This is a genomic window from Anaerococcus prevotii DSM 20548, from assembly GCF_000024105.1.
GTDB lineage: Bacteria > Bacillota > Clostridia > Tissierellales > Peptoniphilaceae > Anaerococcus > Anaerococcus prevotii.
Window position 1 is genome coordinate 353,296 of sequence record NC_013171.1, and the last position, 20,417, is coordinate 373,712.

The following is a 20,417-nucleotide window of genomic DNA, read 5'->3' on the forward strand; positions in this document are numbered from 1 at the left end:
TATATCTTATTTATAATAGAAAGGGATCTTATGAAATTACACATGGGACTTGATGTAGGTTCTACTACAGTCAAGCTTGTAATTACCGATACAAATTTCAATATATTACACTCTGTCTATGTTAGACACAAGTCAGATGTGAAGGAGACTGTAAGGACGGTTCTTCTGGAGGCTTTTGATCGCTTCAAGGATGATGAGGTAACTGTCAATGTTACAGGCTCTGGTGGTATGTTTTTGGAAGATTATTTGGGTATTGATTTCGTCCAAGAAGTTATAGCAGAAACAAGGGCTATCAGAGAATATATTCCAGAAACAGACGTCCTAATCGAGCTGGGAGGAGAGGATTCTAAGATTACATATCTTAAGGGATCTGTAGAGCAAAGGATGAATTCGATCTGTGCTGGAGGAACTGGAGCTTTTATAGATCAGATGGCCTCCCTTCTAGATACTGATGCGACAGGCCTTAACGAGCTTTCGAAATCCTACAAGAAGGTCTATCCGATTGCTTCTAGGTGCGGAGTTTTTGCCAAAACGGATATCCAAGCTTTAATGAATGAGGGGGCTAGCAGGGAAGATATAGCTATTTCAGTATTTCAATCAGTAGTTAACCAAACTATTTCAAACCTGGCTTGCGGTAGACCAATAGAGGGTAATATTACCTTCCTTGGAGGCCCTCTCCACTTTCTTTCATCTTTGAGGGATAGATTTGTAGAGACTTTAGGCGAAGAGGAAAACACCTTCACCATCCCAGACAATGCCGAAATCTACGTAGCTCTTGGAGCCGCACTCTTATCAGCAGATTCCAAGGAATTTATTCCTTATAGGACCTTAATTGAAAGGCTTGATGGTGAGGTTCCAGAAAATCTTGAAATGACAAAAAGACTCGAGCCTTTGTTTGAGTCGGAAGAAGAATACAAAGAATTTAAGAAAAGACACGCTACAGGTCAGGTTGCTTATAAGGATATTCACGACTACGAGGGTCCAATATATGTAGGAATTGATGCAGGTTCTACTACTAGCAAGATGGTTTGGCTAAGCGAGGATAAGAAAATCCTCCTAGAAGATTATAGGATGAATCTAGGTAAGCCACTTGAAGTTGTAATTTCTATGCTCAAGGATGGCTATATCAAGAAAAATCCTAAGGCCTACATAGCTTCAAGCGGAATCTGTGGTTATGGGGAAGATTTCATCAAGAAGGCCCTTCGTGTAGATAATGGAGAAGTTGAAACCATTGCCCACTACAAGGCTGCCCAATTCTTTAACCCTAAGGTTGACTTTATCCTAGATATTGGTGGCCAAGATATGAAGGCTATGCATATCAAAGACGGAATCATCGATAGTATCCAGCTTAACGAAGCCTGCTCATCAGGTTGTGGATCCTTCCTTTCAACCTTTGCCGCATCTGTCGGCATGAGTGTAGAGGATTTCCAACAGAGAGCTATCCTATCCAAGGAGCCTGCAGATCTTGGTTCAAGATGTACTGTCTTTATGAACTCCAAGGTCAAACAAGCTCAAAAGGAAGGATCAGAAGTTGAAGATATAGCGGCAGGACTTTGTTATTCTGTAATCAAAAACGCCATCCAAAAGGTAATCAAGGTGAGAGACCCTAGAAGCCTTGGCGAAAATCTCGTAGTCCAAGGAGGAACCTTCTACGGAGATGCAATCCTAAGAGCCTTTGAGAAAATTACAGGCAGAGATACCACAAGACCTGAGATTGCCGGTCTAATGGGTGCTATGGGTATGGCCCTAATCTCAATGGATAAGTCTACAGGTCATTCGAGTCTTGCTGATATAAACGAGCTTGAGTCCTTCTCCTATGAGCAAAAGAATGCAAGATGTGGGAAATGCTCTAACAATTGCTCCCTAATTATTAATATCTTCCCAGATGGGTCAAGATATATAACTGGAAACAGGTGCGAAAGGGGAGCAGGAGTTAAGGAAAGCCATAGCTTCGCCGATTACAATATGTACAAGTTTAAGTACGACTTGTTATTTAATAGAAAGACCTTGAAGGATAAAAACACCTTCGGAAAAATAGGAATTCCAAGAGTCCTAAACATCTACGAAGACTATCCTTTCTGGCATACTTTCTTCACTAGCCTAGGCTTTGATATAGTTTTATCTGATAGGTCTTCGAGGGAAATTTACGAGAAGGGCATATCTTCTATTTCCTCAGAGACAGCCTGCTATCCAGCCAAGCTAGTCCACGGACATATAGAAAATCTCCTTGAAAAGGATGCAGATACAATCTTCTATCCAGCGATTTTCTATGAGTACAAGCAATACAAAAACGCCAAAAATCAGATGAACTGTCCGGTAGTAAGCGGCTATCCAGACCTTATTAGAAATAATGTCGATGATTTAAAAAACATTAAATACATGGCCCCTTACCTATCATTTGAGTCTGAGAAAATTATAGCTGATAGACTTATTGAAGAATTTAAAGATTATAGCTACCAAGGCAAAACTTTGGGCAAGAAAGAGATTAGAAATGCGGTAAGCCTTGCTTGGCAAGAGATGCAAAACTACCACGACGCAATCAAGAATCGTGGCAAGGAAATCCTAGATTTTGTTAATGAGAAAAATCTAAATGCCCTAGTCCTTGCAGGAAGGCCATATCATATAGATCCAGAAGTAAACCACGGAATTGCTGAGCTAATAGAATCAATGAAGATTCCAGTGCTTTCAGAAGATGCCATAGCCTACAATTCACCGGACCTTTCCTATGATCTTAGAGTTCTTGATCAATGGTCCTACCACGCAAGACTCTACAGGGCTGCTCAGTATGTAGGCCAAACCGACAATCTCGAGCTAATCCAACTTAACTCCTTCGGTTGCGGTCTAGATGCAGTAACAAGCGATCAAGTAGCTGATATCCTAAAGGCCAACGGCAAGATTTATACCCTAATCAAGATAGATGAGGTAAGTAACCTCGGAGCAGTTAAGATAAGAATCAGATCTCTCCTAGAAGCCCTAAACCAGAAGAGAATCGAAGGTAACGAGCTTAAAGGAGACTTAGATAAGCTCGATTACGAAAGTCCAGAATTTACCAAGAAGATGGTAAAAGAAGGCTACACCATCCTTGCCCCACAAATGGCAAGAGAGCACTTCGCTATAATGGAACCAGTCTTCCACGAATATGACCTAAATATAGAATTCCTAGATGATATAAATAGCGATGTAATAGATACGGGACTTAAATACGTAAATAACGACTCCTGCTATCCATCAATCACAGTAGTAGGCCAGCTCTTAGAAGCTGTAAAATCAGGCCGTTACGATACAGGTAAGATCGCCCTTCTTATGACCCAAACAGGAGGAGCCTGCAGGGCAAGTAACTATGTAGGCTACATCAGAAAGGGTCTAAAGGATGCAGGCCTTGATGATATTCCTGTAATTGCCCTGTCTGCCCAAGGTATAGAAACTAACGCAGGCTTTGACCTAAAGAAAGCCTCATCTATACCACTTCTCAAAAAACTTATGAGGTCAATCCTACTAGGAGACTTAATCAACAGAGTATCCAATGCCACAAGACCTTACGAAGTAAATAAGGGCGAGACCAATAGCCTAAAGGAAGCTTGGATCATCAAATGTAAGCAAATTGCTCCAAAGATGACCGGCAAGGACTACAAGAAGATGGTAAGGGAAATAGTAGAGGACTTTGACAATATCGAAAGAAATGACCTAGTATTGCCAAAGGCAGGGATCGTAGGAGAAATTCTAGTCAAATTCCTCCCAGAAGCCAACAACCACCTTCAAGATATCCTAGAAAAAGAAGGGGCAGAAGTAATCCTTCCAGACCTAACCGACTTTTTAATGTATTGTATGAAAAATACCGAAATCAAGGCAGACCTTTACGGCAAGGATAAGAAAAGCGCTTGGCTAGGCAAAATGGGTATAAGCCTTGTAGAAAAATACAGAAAAGTCGTAAGAGAGGCCCTAAGAGATAGCAAACACTTCGAGGAGCCTTGCTATATAGACCAAATAGCTGACTACGCCAAGGACGTAACAAGCCTCGGCAACCAAGCAGGAGAAGGCTGGCTTCTAGCAGGTGAGATGGTAGAACTAATCAAACAAGGAGCGCCAAATATAGTAGTCATCCAACCATTCGGCTGCTTGCCAAACCACATTACAGGTAAGGGCGTTATGAAAAAAATCAGATCAGTCTACGAAGAAGCAAATATAGTAGCCATAGACTACGACCCAGGCGCAAGCGAAGTCAACCAGGTAAACAGAGTAAAACTAATGATGAGCTCCGCCAGGGAGAAACTAAAAGAAAAAGAAGAAGCAAAGACTAGTATCTAGGAAAAGTCTAGGTTCGATTTAAAATAAATAATTATTAATAAAGAGAAGGACTCTTGCAAACTAATAAATCCCCACAAGGGGAGAGATATTAGAAAGCAAGAGCCCTTTTTGCTTTCACCCTTATCCTAGCTATTCCAGACCCTTATCCCGACCGGAGTGGAGGGATCTCTTTTTTGATTTAAGATATTTGAACTAGCAGAGATTTATCGCCTATGCTTTGGGAAAAACTAAAGACAAATTCGCCATCTCGAACGCATGTGAGAGATCTACAGTCTGTGATGACATGTAAATTATTAAGTTTAAGTTATTTATGAGAATAATCATCTAAAGACCCCCTACATATATGTCCCAAGGTTCTGCAGACCTCTCGTCGCTTCCCCGTGGAAGCTCTGTCGACGGTAGTTTGCGGGCTCAATAGTAAGCCTGTCCGGCTATGGGAGGACTTCACCTCGCAAAGCCTCGATTAATGAATTTCATCAGTTCGCTACGCTCACTGTGACAATTCCATTAGATGTGGAAGATTGGGGAGTCCAACTTTTTTTCTATCCTTATATATCTAGAGATCTCTCGACTTCGCTTCGCTCCGCTCGAGATAAGGGGTGTTGAAATACCCTACCTTTCTCTATCCCTAATGGTTCTGGCCGCAGCGAACAGAGTGAGCTGATGCCAGGAACTTCACCTCGCAAAGTCTCGATTAAGGAATTTCATCAGTTCGTCTACTCACTGTGACAATTCCATTAGAGGTGGAAGAGTGGGGGATTTTCTGCTATGTATGAGTGCGCTTATACCATAGCTACAAACCTTATATTGATTTTATTTTCAAAGACAAAAAACTCCCCAACCATATTTTTTTACTGGCTAGGGGAGTGTATTTCTATAGAGATTTTATTATTTCAAAAAGTTCTCTTGCGGATTTTTTTGGGCCTTCGCTTTCCATATTGTCTATGGCAAGTTGGGTCCTTATTGTTCCGACTTTTATTTTGTTTTCGTAAAGCTTATCGAAGTATTCTTTAATGAGCTCATCGCACATTTCTTGTTTTTGGTAAGGGCCGAATGGGTTTGCGAAGTAGGATTTGACTAGTCCTTCTTCTGTTGTTGTTCCCTTGGCCATTCTTGCACCCTCTTTGAAGACTTTGATAGCTTCTTCTTTGTTTTCGAATAGGCTGATTGATTTTTCTCCTTCTTCTAGCGCATCGTAGTTGTTGGCGTAGAGGAAGAAGTCTACGTGATAGCCTTCCATGATTTGCTTGTGGTCTGCTACTGGCATGATTAGCCTTGCGTTTACCTTGTCCGGATTCATAAAGATGGACCTATCTATTTGCTTGAAGGCATAGCCTGAATCTAGGTCGTCGAGCCTTACGAAGGCTCCGATTTCTGTTCCATAGGCTAAAACTTCGTTGCCATTTAGTCTGAAAGAGCCCATATCGTCAAATATTACCGTCATGTCACGGATATATTCTTTGGCAAGGGACCTAAAGGCTTCGATTGATTCGCTCTTGCCTGCTCCAGAATCTCCCAAGATTACAATATTTGCACTCTTACCGTTTTGTAAGACTACATTGACACCAGCTCCGTGGATTGGGAGGAAGCCTCTTTTCATGGAGATGATGTTGTTTAGGGTTAGACACATTTTCTTAAGATAGCCGAAGTAGTCCTTCTTGTCGCAGAAGTTACAGTAGCCTATGAATAGGTCATTTTCCTTATCTTCATAGAAGATATCAAGGTCCCTATCGTCCTTTACTCCAAATATATATATTCCATCAGGCTTTGTATTAATGGCTTCTTCTTCATCACATAACTCGAATAAGTTTGAGGCAGATATGCCGTGGGTGATGTAGTCTTGGTGGAAGTAGACATAGATTAGGTTGTCGGCAATCTTTGCTGGATAGCAGAGGTATTCTTCTGTGTCTATTTCGATATTTTCAACTGGATTGTCGAAGACTTCCTTGAAGAAACCATCACGCTTGTTGGACTTGGTGTAGGTTATATAAGGAGTTTCGATCATTACCTTTGTTATAAATGGTATCTTGTTGAGCCATTTTAGGTAGTCTGGATAGTCGATTTTGGACTTTCTTACTATAACAGAGGAGTTGGCTCCTGCTGGTACTTGTCTAAAGACCTTTGGGTTAACTCCTGTGATTGATACTTCGACTTTTCTGTAGATTTCTAGGATCATGTCCTTAAATCTGATATTGGAACCTAGGAAGTTTTCTACTTCGAGCCCTTCCTTGTCGGCGTTTTTCTCGATGATGGAGTATCTTTCGATTTTTCTCCAATAATCGTACATGTCTTCGACAATTCTTATTAGGGCGTCACGCTCCTTGTTGAGGTCGTGGTACTTGTTGATCTTCTCACTAATCTCATCTAGGGTCATTACTGTAAGTATCTTTGTTATATCCCTAAGCTCATTTGAAAGCTGATCTATATCACTTGCCCTAAAGAATTTCTCTAGATAAGTATAGATCCTTGTGTGATTGTCTTTGTGGAATTTGACAAAGGACCTTAGGACTTCGTAGAAGCCATCACTTCTTAGAAGGTCGTCAGTATTGTTGAAGAAGGCCTTGGAGAAGTTTAGGATGGCTTTGTTGTTTGATATTGATATTTCTTTGTTCATATTAGCTCCTAATTATTCTTTTCTATTTATTACTTATTACTTTACCGTAAAACTAGACGAATACTATTTGAATTAATAGCATATAGACCATAGTTCCTACAGAAATTGAGAGGAAGAGCTTCTTGAACCTAAAGTGCAAGAAAATCACGACAGCTGATGCAATAATTTCAGCAAGTCCATATGGGTAATGGATGATGTCGATGTTTCTTAAGGCAAAGACAACTAGCAAAGGCATTAGGGCAAAGGGTAGGTACCTACCGTAGTACTTTACTAGATCAGGTAGCTTTCTTTTGCTAAAAAATACAAAGGGAACTGACCTTATCATAAAGGTTGTAATGGCAGATGCTCCTATTATCATAATCATTCTATTCATTATAATCTTCCACCTTTCCTCTTACAGCAAACAGACTCATCACTATTAATAATAGGGCAGGTATCATAAACTTATCCTTGCCAAAGATTAATAGAGCTATAATTGACATGGCTAGCCCTATCATCAAAGGCCTGTGGTTTCTGGTAGCATTGAACTGTTCTACCAAAAGCACTAGGAAAAGTGCAGTTAGGACAAAGTCTAAGCCCGTCGTGTTAAAGCTAATCATATTTCCCAAAAGGGCTCCCACATAGGAAGCTAGAGCCCAGACTAGGTAGTTGATGATACCTATAGCTAGATAGAAGTCCCCACGATTTACTCCCTCAGGTGGCTTTATTGAAGTATCCAGGGCGAAGGACTCATCTGATAGGGTCAGGATAAATAGTAACTTCGATCTCGAATTCTTAAATTCTTCTAGTAAGGACAAACCATAGAACATCATCCTGATATTTACTGAAAGAGTAAGGATGATGATAGCAAGTACGGTAATGTCGGTTTTGAGCAAGGGTAACAATACAAATTGCATACTTCCAGCATACACCGTAAGTGATATAATAGGAGCGAGGATTGCAGAAAATCCTGCTTGACTAACCATGATTCCAAAGGTAAGACCAAGGAAGACATAGCCTACTATAACAGGGATAGTGTATGGGAATGCTTTCTTAAATGCTTCTCTCATAATATCTCCTTATAAAATTATATACATTCTATCACAAGATTGTTAAAAAATAAATAATAGTTTCATTAAAGACATAGAACTTGTATAATATAATAGGCTAATTATGTAAAGGAGAGTATATGAAAAAGTACGATATCGTAGTGGTAGGCGCAGGAGCAAGCGGTGCCTTCCTTGCTTATGAATTAACCAAGCTAAAAACAAAGAAGAAAGTTTTGATAATAGATGGCGGTAGGAAAGTAGCTAACAGGACTTGTCCTATAACAGAAGGCAAAGTCGATCACTGTATAGGATGTAAGCCATGTAACATCATGTACGGATTTGGAGGAGCAGGAACCCTCTCAGATGGTAAATATAACATAACCACAAGCTTTGGAGGAGACCTTCACCAATACATAGGCGAGAAAAAGGCCATGGAGCTTATGGAATATGTGGACTCTGTCCTAATGGAATTCGATGGGGGAGATGACCTAGAGCTTTACTCAACAGACAAAAACGACCTAAAGACTAAATGTCTTCGTCACGACCTCCACCTTCTATCAGCCAAGGTTCGCCATTTCGGTACAGATAGAAACAAGGTAATCCTTCAAAGAATCTACGACTATGTCAAAGACACCATAGACTTCGAGTTTAACACTATGGTAGATAAGGTAGAATACGAAAACGACAAATACATCATCCACACAGGAAAAGAAGTCTACGAAGCAGAAGACCTAGTTCTTGCAGCAGGCAGGTCAGGCTCTAAGTGGATTGCAGACGTGTGCGATGAGTTTGACGTTGGGCTTAAGAGAAACAGAGTCGACATCGGTGTCAGAGTAGAAGTTCCGGCAGAAGTCTTCAAACATATAACAGACGATGTTTACGAAGCAAAAATCATGTATCAAACCAAGCAATACAACGACGTAGTAAGGACCTTCTGCATGAACCCATACGGCCATGTAGTAACAGAAAACACTAACGGCATCCTTACAGTAAACGGTCACTCATTCACTGACCCTAAACTTCAATCAGGAAACACTAACTTTGCACTCCTAGTAACCAATAGATTCACCGAACCATTCGAAGACTCAAACGAATATGGCGAATCCATTGCCAAGCTTTCGAACATGCTTGGAGGAGGAGTCCTCATGCAAAGATTTGGTGACCTAGTCAAGGGCCGCAGATCATCAGAAAGAAGAATGGCCAAGTCCTTCACCACACCAACCCTAAATGCGACAGCAGGCGACCTATCCCTAGTTATGCCAAAAAGACAACTCGATGATATCATTGAGATGATCTACCAACTAGACAAAATCGCCCCAGGAATGGCCAACGACGACACCCTACTTTACGGAATAGAAGTCAAATTCTACAACTCCGTAGTAGACGTTGACGAAAGATTCGAAACAAACAAGAAAAGACTCTACTGTCTAGGAGACGGCTCAGGAGTAACCCACTCCCTATCTCAAGCCTCAGCCTCAGGAGTAGAAATGGCAAGAATATTAAACGACCTATAATGAAATACATCTATTCACAAATCAAAAAAGAAGACGGAATTATCCTAAGAGGAGTAATCAACACTCCTGATGATTTTACAGAAGATAAGAAATATCCAACAGTAATAATCTATCATGGATTCGGAGGAGATAGGAACGGATCAAGCTTCTTTAGAGTCCAAAACGCCAGATACCTAACAGATAGGGGCTATATTGTAGTAAGATTCGACTTTTCAGGAACATGCGAGTCTGACGGAGACTTCTACGATATGACCGTATCGAGAGAAGAAAAAGAGGCGGAACTCATCCACGAATTCGTCAAAATCAAAGCCTATGTAGACAAAGATAGGCTCTACTGGGTGGGACATTCCCTAGGAGGAGTTATAGCCACCCTCAAGGCTCATAAGCTTAAGCCAAAAGCCATGTGCCTCCTTGCTCCAGCAAGTGATATGAATAACCCTGACTACATCAAAGTCATGGCCAAAACCATGTTCGAAGGCGAGATGAGAAAGAAAAAATCAGAAATAGACGGCCGCAAAACCTACGCTGAAATCATAAGAAGTGTAGAAGACGTAGATATAGGAGGAGTCAAACTCCACAAGAACTTCCTCATAGACTTCCTAAAGAAAAATATCTACGGGGCTGCCGAAAAATACAAGGGCAGGGTCCTAATCTTAAGGGGAGACGCGGACGACTTAGTCTTTAACGATGCTAATGAAAAACTCCAAAAGGCCTACCCAAAGGCAGACTACCAACAAATACAAGGAGCCGACCACTCCTTCAAAAACGAAGACCACAGAATGATAGTCTTTGAGAAAATGTATAAGTTTTTTGAGGAAAACTAAGAGAGCGAAGCTACCACCTCCCCTTATATCTAATGGTTCTGGCCACAATGAACTAAGTGAATTGATGGCAGACCTTAATCGAGGAAGCCCTCGTCATGGGCCACTGTTTTGCAAAGCAAAATAGTGTAGTAGCCTTTGTTAATATTAACAAAGGCTAGAAGAACGATGAATATCGTTCAAAGTTAATAAGATAAAGGGCAAGCTGTTTGCTTGTCCTGAATCCGAAAACTACCGTCGAGCGGAGCAAAGCGTAGTGGAGACATCTCTTAAGAGAGATCCCTCCACTACGGTCGGGATAAGGATGAGAGGAAAATCGGGATTCCTTGTTGCCACCTCGACAGAGCTTCCACAAGGAAGCGACGAGAGGTCTACAGAACTTTGGGACGTGTATGGTTGGGGATATCTGTAGATAATTATTCTCGTAAATAACTTAAACTTAAAATAAACAGGTCATCATAGACTTAAAATCTCTCACATTGTCCTCCACTAGCCGGACGGGCTTTTTTCGAGATGGCGTGGTTGCGATGTTCAATAGATCCCTCCACTTCGGTCGTAATAAGGGAAAGGAAAGAGTTGGTATAAGGAAAAAGGGAAAGTCGAGACTCCACACTACCCTTATATCGAGCGGAGCGAAAGCGGAGTCGAGATATCTCTTGGTTTTCACTAGCCTAGTTTGCCTAATTCTAAATTTATCTTAAAACTCACCAGGGCCAAAACCCTGGTTTTTCTTTGCCCTCAGCTTACAAAATCCAATCTCTTTTATTATTTTTCATTATTTTAAAGAAAAAATCTTCAAAAGGGCTTTAATTCTGTCCGAAAAGTGTTATAATGTAATAAACAATTATATATCTGACACCAATTTGTAACTAATATCTATCAATTGTGGAGGAAATTTAAAAATTTTGCACTTTTTGTAGAAAATGTGTTGCAAATATTAGAAAGTGGTGTATCATTATAATTGTAAAGTGAGTACTATATTAATAGTTTTTTAAACACAAAAGGAGAATTACAATTATGAAAACAAATAAATTAGCAGCAGGTGCTCTTGCACTAGCCCTAGGACTTGGTGCAGTTGCTCCATCATACGCAGCTACAAAAGACGAAGATATTAACAATGCAGTTAACAACATTTATTCAGAAGGATCTGATGCAGTAGTAAAAAAGACTGTTGACGAAATTAAGGGACTAAACGAAGACCTAGCTCGTTTTAGACAACAACTTGAAGATAGAAAACCTGAATTAGCAGCAGCTGAAGCAGAACTAAACGCTGCTAAAGCAAAACTTGCAGAAGCTAACGCTGCATATTCTTCAGAAATTGGAGCACTTGAAGCTAGAAAGGCTCAACTTGAAGAAAATATCGAGAAAGCAAAATCAGATAAAGAAGGCGACAGAGACAAACCAGCAGGAAACGCTGAATTAACAAAAGAACAAGTTGCAGGTGTTAAAGCTGAAATCGATAAATTACAAGAGCAAATAGATGAATACAAAAGATTACAAGCTGAATTAATCAAAATTGCTAACCAACAATATCTCACAGCAATGGAAAAAGTTAACACAGCTTATGGTCAAATCGAAGCTCTAAACAAACAAATTAAAGAAACAATCACAGAAATTGAAGGAAAATTAGATACACTTAAAGATAAAGCAAATGCTAAAGAAATAAACGAACTACGCACAATGCTTTCAGGCGTTAAATCTGAACTTCCATCAGTTCCAGCTACACCAAGCACACCAGCTAAACCAGAAGAATCAAAAGAAGAAGTTCTTGCAAAAGCTGAAAAAGCTTACGATGATGCAAGAGTTACTGTAAAAGCAGTAGAACTTATCAAAGTTACAGCTCCAAAAGTTTACGAAAAGAACAAAGTAGCTATCGATGCTTACCTAGAAAAAGCTAACGCAGCAGTTAACAAACTTGGTAAAGCTCTTGGCAAAAAAGTAGCAGTATCTGACCTTCTTTTCTCAACAGCTTACGCTGAAGAAGCTAGCCTAGAAGAAATCAAAGATTTAACAAAAGAAGTTGAAGATGTAGATAAAGAAGGTAAAGAACTTCTTGAAAACATAAACAAACAAGAAGAAGAAGCTGATAAAAAAGAAGATAAAAAAGAAGCTGACAAAAAAGAAGATAAAAAAGAAGAAAAAACTGAAGATAAAAAAGAAGAAAAAGCACCAGCAGCTAAAAAAGCAGCTTCTAACGCTAAAACAGGCGTTGCAGGAGTTACAGGCGTAGCTGGAATCCTTGCAGCAGCTTCAGTTGCTTACGCAGCAAGCAAAAAAAGAGACTAATAATACTTTAGTCACTGAAGAGTGCACTCTATAGACAAAGTATTAATTTAGTAACCGCGGTACTCACGATTTAAGACCCTTTATCCAAAGGGTCTTTTATTTTGCCATAAAATAAGTGGGGAGATATTTTTTTCTAAAATATCTTAGACTAAAATCTTTTATATGGTAATGTATATAGATACAGGAATATATTTATGAATAGTATAACTTGGTATTAAAATATACTTTTATATGAAGGTGTCCCTTCGAACCCTAGGGGACAGCCTAAGGGGGCGGCAGAGGCCCCCTCCAGTCTTTCCCCTAGGACCCCTTTTCCCCTCACCCCCTCTGCTCCTTAGCGGAGTGCGAAACTAGATGATTGGCTTACGCCAATCTTTTTTAGTAGGCAGAACTCTTCGTTATAGTTTATCTAGTAGCTAGGGATTCCTAATCATCATTCGCTAAAAATTTATAACTCGCTACGCTCAAACAGATAAATTTTCTTAACGCTTACTCTGATTATACATGCTACTCGTATATGAGGAATTAGAGGAGTAAGCTTTGCCTCTGGCAAAGCGTATCATATTTTATTTATTAGTACTAAAAAAGGCTTTCCTATGCAAGCCTACATCTTTCTTCAATAAGGCTTTCCATATGAAAGCCTACCCCAATACTTAAGAGGAATTCGCGGAGCGAACTTCTTCCTTTTATTGGCCCCTGCCGAGGCCGCCCGCGGGGTTGAGTGGAAAAGAGGGCCTGGGAGAAAACCGGATGGGGCATGCGGAAAGCCCCAAGAGGTTGTCTCCCAGAGGTTCGAAGGGACACCTTCATAAGAAGTAAATTCTAATTACCCAGATATATTATTTCTAAAAAGTTTAATATAAATTATTTTAAATAATTTACGGATTCCTTAGCTGTCTCCCTGAGGTTCGAAGGGTCCAACCCTGCTCGAAGAGATATACTAATACATAGATATATTCAATATCAAATATTTTTACTCTTAGATATTTTAGAAAAATATATCTCATTTTCACATGGGGCTAATAAGGCCCTCCTTATAATTATGAAGACCTTTTGACATCTATCTTAGAAAGCTATATAATTTATATATAATATAGAAAACCAATAGGAGATATGATGAATAAGAGAAAATTAGGGGCAGCTGTACTTTTACTAGCCCTAGGCCTAGGTCCTGTACAGACTAGCCAAAATTATAATTTAAAATTAAATAACCTTGCTTATGCTGAAGATGCTGAACCATCTGGCGAAAGAGCTGATGAAGGCAAAAAAGAAGAAGTTGACAAAGATCAAGTAGGAAATCTAAATCAAGATAATCCAGGAACAGAATCTGACGGAGACGTTAATGACGATGGTGATGAAAACCTAAATGTAGGACCTGGGGTTGAGCCTGGAAATGTAGGAGCTGCTAATCCAGCTGATGCAGAAGAATCTGACGAAGCTACTATCAAAGAAGCACTAGAAGCTCAAGACAAGGCTGTTAAAGATTCTGGAGCATATAAGCTTGCGACTGAAGCAGAGTGTGCAAAATATGAGTCTAATTATTCTGAAATAGAGAAAAATATATTAGATTCTTTAAAAGAAGGTAAAAAGATTTCCATCAAAAAACTTAAGGAAGAACTTAAGGGAAAGTTTTTAACAGCTTCTATGGACTTAGGTTATACTGTAGTGAAAAACCTTCCAAAGAGAATGGAGCTTAGAAGACTAAAAGCAGAACTTGAGGCTGCTTCTAAAAAAGCTGATAAGGAATATTCTAAAGAGCTTAAGGAAGTAATCAAAGAAACAGATGATATCCTAGCTTCAAAAGAATATACAAGTGAAGAAATCGAAGAAAATCTTAAATCTTTGACTAAGGCAGTAGATGCTTACAAGAAAGAAAACTCTGTAGATATAGCTCCTGCTAAGTTAAGCCCAGAAGAAGCTAAATATGGATATCCAGATGATGTCTATACTGAAACTAGGGGAATAGAGAAAGACCTAAGCGAGCTTCGTCTAGATGCTAGGGTTATGCTTGATGATTATGTAGATGATGAGAAAGCTAAATCTAGAAAGGCTGAATTAGATAAGAAAGTCGAAGCTAAGGCAGCTAGCGAAGCTGAAAAAACAGAATATGATAATCTAATAAATTATTATTCAGCTAAATTAGATTTGGCTAAAAAAATGATTGATCCAGATGTAGAAGAGAGCGCCTTACTAGGATTTATAAATGTCTACAAAGAAGCAGCTGATAAAATTGTGATTGAAGAAAAGGAAGACTCAGAACTTGAATCTAAATATAAAAAGCTATTAAAAGAATACGAAGAAGTAAAAAGTTCTGACATCTACAAAAAAGCTTCTGACGAGAAGAAAAAAGCTTATGATGAGGCTCTAGAAGATTTTAAAAACAAAAAATATACTACACTCGAGGAGTTAGAAGCTGGAAAGACGAAGATGGAAGAAGCAAAAAATGCCCTTAGTGTAAAAGTTTCTACAGAAGAGGAAAAGGAAATCGAGGCTGTATTAGATAAGCACAACGATTTTATCAAAAGTGATGAATACCTAAGAGCAACAAAAGATCTTCAAAAAGCCTATGACGAAGCTTACGATGCCCTTAAGGCAGATAAGACTAAGGCAAATCTTGATAAAGTTAAGAAAGCTAAGACTGATATTAGTGACTACTATTCTAAGTTTAACGCTGAGATTGAATCTTTAGAAAAGTATATCGACCAAGCTAAAACAGACAGCTTAACCGAAGATTCTTTGAAGAAATTAAAGAAAGAATACAAGGAAAAATTAGAAGAAATTAAGTCAGATAATTCTAAGACAATTGATGATATTAATGAATTGAAAAAAGAATTTGACGCTAAACTAAATCCTGAAAAGCCTGAAAAGGATAGCACTAAGGCCAAAGAAGATGCTAAGAAAAAGGCAACCAAGAAGGTTGTAACATCAAGCAAGAAATCAAACGGTAAGGTTAGAACTGGTGTTGATGCGATTCTTCCTGTAGTTGGAGGAGTTGCTATAGTTGCAGCAATTGGTCTAATATTTACAAGAAGAAAGAATAAATAAGGATAAAAAGGAGAGATATTATGAAAATTAAAAACAAAGTAGTTCTAGCAGGACTTTTACTATCTTTATCACTAGCATCATGCAACAACATGAGCGAAAACAAAAATACTGCTGATGACAGCAAAAACGAAACAGAAGTAACAGAAAGCGCTGAATCAAAAGAAACAGAAGAAAAAGCGGACGACAAAGAAGCTGAAGAAAAAGACAAGAAAGATGCCGACAAGGCTGATAAGGCTGACTCAAAAGAAGACAAGGCCGATGATAAGGAAGCTTCAGACAAAGAAGAAGCTGCTGATAAGGAAAAAGCAGAGGATAAAGAAGCCAAGGAAGATAAGGAAGACTCAGAAGGCCCTCAAACAAAAGAAGAAGCAATAGACGAACTTGAACAAGCAATCTTTGATTCAAGAGTAACAATGAGAGCCCTAGAAATCCTTCAAACAGAAGCTCCAGAAGCAATAGAAGGAAAAGAAGACGAAATCCAAGCCCTAATCGACAAATCAAACGAAGTAATAGAAAGATCAAGAGAAATCCTAGATCAAGTTAAAAATAACTAATAATACAGGAAAGGCTCCCTTTTACAAAGGGGGCTTTTTTAGAGATTTTTTTTAAATATCCTATTACTAAAAAGGGGTGGAGGAGATATTTTTTTATAAAATATCTTTTACTAAAAATGTTTTTGATATAAATCTATATAGGTATAGGAATATACTTTTATATGAAGGTGTCCCTTCGAACCTTTGGGGGGAACGCTAAGGGGGCGGCAGAGGCCCCCTCCAGCTTTCCCCCAAACCCCCTTTTCCCTCACCCCCTCTGCTCCTTAGGCGGAGTGCGAAACTAGATGATTGGCTTACGCCAATCTTTTTTAGTAGGCGGAACCCTTCGTTTTAATTTGTTTAGTAGCTAGGTATTCCTAATCATCGTTCGCTAAAAATTTATAGCTCGCTACGCTCAAACAGATAAATTTTCTTAACGCTCACTCTGATTATACATGCTACTCGTATATGAGGAATTAGAGGAGTAAGCTTTGCTTTCGCACAGCGTATCATATTATTTATTTGTACTAAAAAAGGCTTGCCTATGCAAGCCTACATCTTCCTTCAATAAGGCTTTCCATATGAAAGCCTACCCCAATACTTAAGAGGAATTCGCGGAGCGAACTTCTTCCTTTTATTGGCCCCTGCCGAGGCCGCCCGCGGGGTTGAGTGGAAAAGAGGGCCTGGGAGAAAACCGGATGGGGCATGCGGAAAGCCCCAAGAGGTTGTCTCCCAGAGGTTCGAAGGGTCCAACCCTGCTTAGGGAAATATTCTAATATCCAGATATTCCAATATCAAAACATTTTTAGTAAAAGATATTTTAGAAAAAATATCTCCCCACCCTTTTTCTTGATTTTTCCCCCAATTTATATGATAATTATACTAAGAGCAGAAAGGAAAATGTATGATGTTTGAACTTGTTATTGGCTTAAGTTTTGTACTGGCTGTTGTAAGCTTGATTTCAGTTTTGTTTACTGAGAAGAAGGCCTTTTTTGCTATTAGTGCTTTGGCCTTTTTGGGGGTGTTTTATTTTACTAATTCTACCCATCCAATCGCTGAAGTCTGGCCTTTGATTTCTTTTGTGGCGGGGGTTACTCTCCTTGCTCTTGAGATTTTTATTCCAAGTTTCGGCCTTATTGGAATCTGTGGTCTGGTCCTAGTTGGACTATCCCTCTACAATTCCTTTATGATGGATGGCAGAGAAGTGATTCTTCTTGTAGCTGCAACTCTTGCTATCATCCTAAGTGTTACTGTTTATGTGACTCTTGGTTTTAGGGCCAATATTTTCGATAAGGAAATATTAAAAAGTGTAAATAGTAGGGAGAGAGGTTACAATTCCAAAGTCGATTATTCTCATCTGCTAGCTAAGAGGGGAAGGACTAAGTCCATTCTAAGACCTACTGGAAGGATTGAGATCGATGGGAAGTATTACGATGCGACTAGCCAGGGAGATTTTATAAAGCCCCTAGCTAAGATTGAAGTTGTTAGTGTAAAAGATGGCCACATTGTGGTAAAGGAGATATGATGAATTTTGTAATTTTAGGCATAATTGTCGTTTTATTGGTGGTGTTTTTCACCATGGTTCCGGTTGGACTTTGGATAACTGCTAGATTTTCTGGAGTAAATATTTCAATGCCAGCCCTTGTCGCTATGCGTTTTAGGAGACTTTCTCCATCAAAGATTGTAAATGCAATGATTAAGTCCCACCAAGCAGGGATTCAAATTTCTACCAATGATTTGGAAAGTCACTATTTGGCAGGAGGAAATATCAACCAAGTTGTTGATGCGCTAATTGCAGCAGAAAGAGCAAACATTGACCTTTCCTTTGAGCAAGCTGCAGCCATTGACCTTGCAGGTCGTAATGTATTCGAAGCTGTCCAAGTTTCAGTTACACCAAAGGTAATCAACACACCAGTGATCGCCGCTGTTGCTAAAAACGGAATCGAGGTTAAGGTTATAGCCAAGGTTACTGTTAGGGCCAACATCGAAAGACTAGTAGGTGGTGCAGGTGAAGAGACTATCATAGCCAGGGTTGGAGAAGGTATTGTAACTACAGTAGGTTCATCTAATTCTCATGCCCAAGTTCTAGAAAATCCTGACAATATTTCCCAAACAGTCCTTATGAAAGGGCTTGATAGCGGAACTGCCTTCGAGATTTTATCAATTGATATAGCAGATGTGGATGTCGGAAGAAATGTCGGCGCCCAACTTCAAAGAGACCAAGCAGAGGCAGATAAGAATATTGCCCAAGCTAAGGCAGAGGAAAGACGTGCCCAAGCTATCGCCCTTGAGCAAGAAAACAGGGCCAAGGTAGTTGAGGCAGAAAGTAAGATTCCAACAGCTATAGCCAAGGCCTTCGAAGAGGGAAATCTCGGCGTGATGGACTATTACAATATCAAAAATGTAAATGCCGACACAAAGATGCGTGAATCTATTTCTGGAGAAGATGGGGCTGATCTAGATGTCTAGAATCTTTCCTAAGAAAAAAGACCAGGGGAAAAAACGCAAGCCATCCTTCGACGATTGGCTAAAGAAGACTAACGAGCTTTTAAATGAATATATGGATGAGCCAGTCGGGGAGATGTTTGGATCTGATAATAAAAAGATAAAGAAAAAAGTTTCGAATAATACTAAGCAAAAGCAAGGAAAGCTCCCCAAAGAAGACTTCAGAATAACAAAGGAAGAGGGAGACCCGGCAGCTGAAAGAAGAATAGAAGAAAGTAGAGAGAAGAGAAAGAGAGAAAAGCTCTACGAAGAAAATAAAGATAAAAACAGAAGAAGGACTCTTAGAAAGGCCTTGATCTACTCAGAAATTCTGGGGAAACCTGTCTCTAAGAGAAAGTAGGATGCAAGCTCTAGGGCTTGCTTTCTTCCTTATATCGAGAGATTATTATAAATCATTTACAAGTCGCTTGATTTAGGATAATACAAGGAGATCTCTCGACTACGCTCGACGGTATGTAAAATAGAAAGATCTCTCGACAAGCTCGAGATGACACCTACGGTGTCAGTTTTCGGATTCAGAGACAAGCAGAGCTTGCTCTTTATCTCGAAAATCCTCGATTAAGGTCTGCCATCAATTCACTTTGTTCATTGCGGCCAGGATCATTAGAGATAAGGGAGCTACTTCCGCTCAATGTAAATTCAATTAGAAACTAGGGACCTTCCTCAGAAGGGACCTTATTTGATAAACTTTTATTTTATATAGAAGTTTTTTAAATTTCAACATATTTGTAACAATAAATAGTATAATATTCTTAATGGAGGATTGATATCATAGAATTATTAGCAATAGAAAACCCTGACCAAGTTATTAGCTTGTTTGGGAGTTTTGACAAAAACAGAAAATATATAGAAGAAAGATTTGATACCAAGATTAAGGTTAAGGATAATGACCTGGAGATTAAGGGAGAGGAGCTTAATACTAAGCTTACCAAAGATCTCTTAGACCAACTCCTTACTCTTATAAGTAAGGGCGAGTCCCTAGACTTTCAAAAGATCAAGTATCACGCAGACATGCTCGAAAGAGAAAATAAGGACGTGATCAAGGGGCTTTTGGGAGATGTGATAGTCACAAGGGCTGATGGCAAGCCAATTAAGCCAAAGACCCTGGGACAAAGGTCTTATATTGAAAAGATCAGAAACAATGATGTCGTCTTTGGTATAGGGCCAGCAGGAACAGGAAAGACCTACCTTGCTGTTGCCATGGCAGTTAGGGCCTTCAAGGCTGGGGAAGTGGATAGGATAATCCTAACTCGTCCGGCTGTCGAAGCAGGGGAAAGCCTGGGTTTTCTTCCAGGAGACCTTCAAGATAAGGTAGATCCATATCTAAGACCTCTCTATGATGGGCTTTTTGATATTTTAGGCTTTGACACTTATCAAAATCTCGTAGAAAAGGGTCTTATAGAGGTCGCTCCCCTTGCCTACATGAGAGGTAGGACTCTTGACAGGTCCTTTGTGATTTTGGATGAGGCCCAAAATACGACCCACGAGCAGATGAAGATGTTTCTTACAAGACTTGGCTTTGGTTCCAAGGCCATAATCACAGGAGATAAGACCCAAGTCGACCTTCCTCGAGGCAAGAAAAGCGGGATAAGGGCGGCAGAGCATATTCTTAGAAATGTAGAAGGAATTGCCTTTATGGAATTTTCTTCTATAGACGTAGTAAGACACCCTCTTGTCCAAAGGATAATTGATGCTTACGATAAGGAAGATGCGAGAAGAATGGCAGAGAGAAAAGAAAAGGAAGCTAATAGCAAGAAAGAATAGGA

At 39.5% G+C, this 20,417-nt stretch carries 13 protein-coding genes; 10 read left to right on the plus strand and 3 right to left on the minus strand.

What is annotated here, in order from left to right; genetic code table 11:
* Positions 1-30: 30 nt before the first annotated feature.
* Positions 31-4,305, plus strand: coding sequence for a 2-hydroxyacyl-CoA dehydratase (locus APRE_RS01725; RefSeq protein ID WP_015777281.1), 4,275 nt, complete (start codon positions 31-33; stop codon positions 4,303-4,305).
* Positions 4,306-5,179: 874 nt separating this feature from the next.
* Here the strand turns inward: APRE_RS01725 and APRE_RS01730 are convergent.
* From APRE_RS01730 to APRE_RS01740, 3 genes are read right to left on the minus strand one after another with little or no spacing between them, the layout of a single operon-like run.
* On the minus strand, positions 5,180-6,919 hold the full coding sequence (locus APRE_RS01730) for a hypothetical protein (protein ID WP_015777282.1): 1,740 nt from the start codon (positions 6,917-6,919) through the stop codon (positions 5,180-5,182).
* Positions 6,920-6,971: 52 nt separating this feature from the next.
* Positions 6,972-7,292 carry a branched-chain amino acid transporter permease gene (locus tag APRE_RS01735; RefSeq protein ID WP_015777283.1) on the minus strand — a complete coding sequence of 107 codons (321 nt, stop codon included), beginning with the start codon at positions 7,290-7,292 and terminating at the stop codon, positions 6,972-6,974.
* Positions 7,285-7,968: an AzlC family ABC transporter permease gene (locus APRE_RS01740; protein WP_015777284.1), complete on the minus strand. Its 684-nt coding sequence runs from the start codon at positions 7,966-7,968 to the stop codon at positions 7,285-7,287. Before APRE_RS01740 ends, APRE_RS01735 begins: the two co-directional genes overlap by 8 nt.
* Before the next feature lie 119 nt (positions 7,969-8,087).
* On the opposite strand from APRE_RS01740, the gene APRE_RS01745 reads away from it, so the two are divergent.
* The 9 genes from APRE_RS01745 (at position 8,088) to APRE_RS01785 (ending at position 20,415) form a co-directional block, all read left to right on the plus strand.
* Positions 8,088-9,461, plus strand: coding sequence for an NAD(P)/FAD-dependent oxidoreductase (locus APRE_RS01745; protein WP_015777285.1), 1,374 nt, complete (start codon positions 8,088-8,090; stop codon positions 9,459-9,461).
* Positions 9,461-10,285, plus strand: a complete 825-nt coding sequence (locus tag APRE_RS01750; RefSeq protein WP_015777286.1) for an alpha/beta hydrolase family protein — start codon at positions 9,461-9,463, stop codon at positions 10,283-10,285. Before APRE_RS01745 ends, APRE_RS01750 begins: the two co-directional genes overlap by 1 nt.
* Before the next feature lie 1,014 nt (positions 10,286-11,299).
* A complete protein-coding gene (locus APRE_RS01755; RefSeq protein ID WP_015777287.1) occupies positions 11,300-12,568 on the plus strand; it encodes a coiled-coil domain-containing protein in 1,269 nt (422 codons plus the stop codon).
* A gap of 1,116 nt (positions 12,569-13,684) precedes the next feature.
* The gene (locus APRE_RS01760; protein ID WP_015777288.1) at positions 13,685-15,613 is read left to right on the plus strand and encodes a hypothetical protein; all 1,929 of its coding nucleotides are present in this window, start codon (positions 13,685-13,687) and stop codon (positions 15,611-15,613) included.
* Positions 15,614-15,633: 20 nt separating this feature from the next.
* Positions 15,634-16,167, plus strand: coding sequence for a hypothetical protein (locus APRE_RS01765; protein ID WP_015777289.1), 534 nt, complete (start codon positions 15,634-15,636; stop codon positions 16,165-16,167).
* 883 nt (positions 16,168-17,050) lie between these two features.
* Positions 17,051-17,671: an NfeD family protein gene (locus APRE_RS01770; protein WP_015777290.1), complete on the plus strand. Its 621-nt coding sequence runs from the start codon at positions 17,051-17,053 to the stop codon at positions 17,669-17,671.
* A complete protein-coding gene (gene floA / locus APRE_RS01775) occupies positions 17,671-18,615 on the plus strand; it encodes a flotillin-like protein FloA (protein WP_015777291.1) in 945 nt (314 codons plus the stop codon). Before APRE_RS01770 ends, floA begins: the two co-directional genes overlap by 1 nt.
* Positions 18,608-18,991, plus strand: a complete 384-nt coding sequence (locus tag APRE_RS01780) for a hypothetical protein (RefSeq protein ID WP_015777292.1) — start codon at positions 18,608-18,610, stop codon at positions 18,989-18,991. Before floA ends, APRE_RS01780 begins: the two co-directional genes overlap by 8 nt.
* A gap of 467 nt (positions 18,992-19,458) precedes the next feature.
* Positions 19,459-20,415 (plus strand): PhoH family protein, encoded by a 957-nt coding sequence (locus tag APRE_RS01785; protein ID WP_041449674.1) that lies wholly within the window; start codon positions 19,459-19,461, stop codon positions 20,413-20,415.
* Positions 20,416-20,417 lie beyond the last annotated feature (2 nt).

Excerpts from the sequence above, each read along its gene's own strand:
- APRE_RS01765 (WP_015777289.1), top strand. The coding sequence starts at position 15,634 with ATGAAAATTAAAAACAAAGTAGTTCTAGCAGGACTTTTACTATCTTTA.
- APRE_RS01740 (WP_015777284.1), bottom strand. The coding sequence starts at position 7,968 with ATGAGAGAAGCATTTAAGAAAGCATTCCCATACACTATCCCTGTTATA.
- APRE_RS01780 (WP_015777292.1), top strand. The coding sequence starts at position 18,608 with ATGTCTAGAATCTTTCCTAAGAAAAAAGACCAGGGGAAAAAACGCAAG.
- floA (WP_015777291.1), top strand. The coding sequence starts at position 17,671 with ATGAATTTTGTAATTTTAGGCATAATTGTCGTTTTATTGGTGGTGTTT.
- APRE_RS01770 (WP_015777290.1), top strand. The coding sequence starts at position 17,051 with ATGATGTTTGAACTTGTTATTGGCTTAAGTTTTGTACTGGCTGTTGTA.
- APRE_RS01735 (WP_015777283.1), bottom strand. The coding sequence starts at position 7,292 with ATGAATAGAATGATTATGATAATAGGAGCATCTGCCATTACAACCTTT.
- APRE_RS01750 (WP_015777286.1), top strand. The coding sequence starts at position 9,461 with ATGAAATACATCTATTCACAAATCAAAAAAGAAGACGGAATTATCCTA.
- APRE_RS01745 (WP_015777285.1), top strand. The coding sequence starts at position 8,088 with ATGAAAAAGTACGATATCGTAGTGGTAGGCGCAGGAGCAAGCGGTGCC.
- APRE_RS01725 (WP_015777281.1), top strand. The coding sequence starts at position 31 with ATGAAATTACACATGGGACTTGATGTAGGTTCTACTACAGTCAAGCTT.
- APRE_RS01755 (WP_015777287.1), top strand. The coding sequence starts at position 11,300 with ATGAAAACAAATAAATTAGCAGCAGGTGCTCTTGCACTAGCCCTAGGA.
- APRE_RS01760 (WP_015777288.1), top strand. The coding sequence starts at position 13,685 with ATGAATAAGAGAAAATTAGGGGCAGCTGTACTTTTACTAGCCCTAGGC.
- APRE_RS01730 (WP_015777282.1), bottom strand. The coding sequence starts at position 6,919 with ATGAACAAAGAAATATCAATATCAAACAACAAAGCCATCCTAAACTTC.